General features: G+C 54.1%; 2 protein-coding genes. One reads left to right on the top strand and one right to left on the bottom strand.

Annotation, left to right across the window (positions count from 1 at the left end):
• On the bottom strand, positions 1-369 hold a 369-nt coding region (locus tag V6D20_15285), incomplete at its 3' end, for a hypothetical protein (GenBank protein HEY9817143.1).
• Between the two features lie 42 nt (positions 370-411).
• Between V6D20_15285 and V6D20_15280 the strand changes: the two genes are divergently transcribed.
• On the top strand, positions 412-2,007 hold a 1,596-nt coding region (locus V6D20_15280), incomplete at its 3' end, for a filamentous hemagglutinin N-terminal domain-containing protein (protein ID HEY9817142.1).

Genomic DNA, 2,007 nt, shown 5'->3' with positions numbered 1-2,007 from the left:
TTCGAGCAAAGCCGCTTCGGTGTCGTTGGACGGCGGCGAATAGCCTTCAGCGATCGCTTGAATGAATCGATCGGCATAGCGGCCGCGATCGGCATTCCATAGATCGGTGCCCCGCCAGCCCTGGGCCGTGAGGCGATCGGTGATACTGCGCACCGTGTTGGCGGCATACTGAACCTGTCCGGCAAAGGTGGCGAGATCGGCGGCGGGAATGCGATGAATGGGATAGACGCCTAGCCCCGTTTCGCCGCTGTCAAGCTGGGGCGCACCGTGGGCACTGTAGAGCGCCGCCAGAATGGGTTTATGGATACCGTTACGTTCAGCCTCTATTAGGTAGTAGTAGTTACGCTGATCGGGAGACAGTTTTGCCATAGCCAACCCCATGATTCTGTTATGTCCTGAACTGAGATCACTATGAACAATTGTTTGTATGGGTATGGCGGATCGCTGCTGTTGGCTCTGTGGTCTGGCATGGCGATCGCTCCTAGAAGCATAGCCCAATCCATCATGCCAGCCAATGACGGCACGGGTACAGAAGTACGCCAAGTTGACGGTCAATTTGATATCGACGGTGGGCAGCGATCGCAGGATGGTCGCAACCTATTTCATAGCTTTGAGCAATTTGGCTTAGATGAGGCGCAGATTGCGAATTTTTTATCTCAACCTGAGATTGACAATATTCTAGGTCGGGTTGTCGGTGGTAGTCCCTCGATCATCCAAGGCATTCTCCAGGTGAGTGGTGGTGCATCAAATGTATATCTGATGAACCCGGCGGGGATTGTGTTTGGCGAGACGGCTAGCTTGAATGTACCGGCTAGCTTTACGGCTATCACGGCCGACCGTGTTGACTTTGCCGAAGGTTGGTGGATGATCGGGGAAACGCCAGTCTATCAAGACTTGGTCGGTGATCCAACAGCGTTTAGGTTTGGGCCAGAGTCGTCGGGCGCGATCGTCAATGCTGGTACCCTACAGGTGTTGCCAGGAGAAAACTTGAACCTGTTGGGTGGCACGGTGGTCAGCACAGGGCAACTGATTGCACCGGGAGGCACGATCACCCTAGCCACGGTGCCGGGAGGCAATATTGTCCGCATGAGCCAGCCAGGGCAGGTGTTGAGTCTGGAGATTCAGCCTATGGGGGAGGGGGAGATCATGGAAGCGCCGGAGATTGCGATCGCCTCTTTGCCCCAACTCTTGACCAGTGCGGACATCGGCCATGCCCAAGGGGTGACGGTGGCGGAGGATGGTACCGTCTACCTGAACGGATCAGGGATAGCGATCGCTGAGGGTGATCTAGTTGTTCAGCAGTTGGCTGGGCAAGACGCGCTCCTGTCGTCTGCTAGAACTATCTCCTTGGTGGAAAGTGAGCTTATCGCCGACGGTGATGTATCTCTGCAGGCAACGGATACGCTCACCCTCCGAGACAGTGTGACCACGCCTTTGGTGATCCAAGCAGGTGGAGATCTGACACTCCAGGGCGATCGCTCGGTGGATATTCTAGCGCTCAATCATCCAGCCTTTCCCTTGCAAAGCGGCGGTTTGTTCCAACTGATTAGCGATGGGGTGATTTCCACTGATGCGCATTTTGTATCGGGTGGGGCATTCTCTATTGTGGACTTGTCAGGACAACCGGCCTCCTTTGTCAGTCTTTATGATCCAATTATCAGTGCCGATGGAGATGTGCAATTTGGAGACTATACTGGCGCTGCACTCTTAGTCGAAGCCACGGGGAGTATTGAGGGTGGCACAATTACTATCACCCAACCGGATTTAACCTACAGCGTTCTTCCAGATTGGGAAATCGTTGGTGTGGGGCGGGTAGAATTTTCTAATTATGATGCCGCCAATGCCAATACGGTGCCTGCTCAAGTTGTGATTACGACCAGAGATCTCAATGGGGCAAATGGTCTAAATAATACAAGGGTGCCAGCGGCGGATCTGGAAGCGTTCTTGGAGTTAGGTGCAGGTGACTTATCTAGTCTAGGAAATGGAGCTGCAGTCGATGGATCAGGC

It is taken from the genome of Candidatus Obscuribacterales bacterium (genome assembly GCA_036703605.1).
Lineage (GTDB): Bacteria > Cyanobacteriota > Cyanobacteriia > RECH01 > RECH01 > RECH01.
The sequence above is the reverse complement of the archived record's forward strand: the minus strand, read 5'-3'. Positions and strand labels throughout refer to the sequence as shown.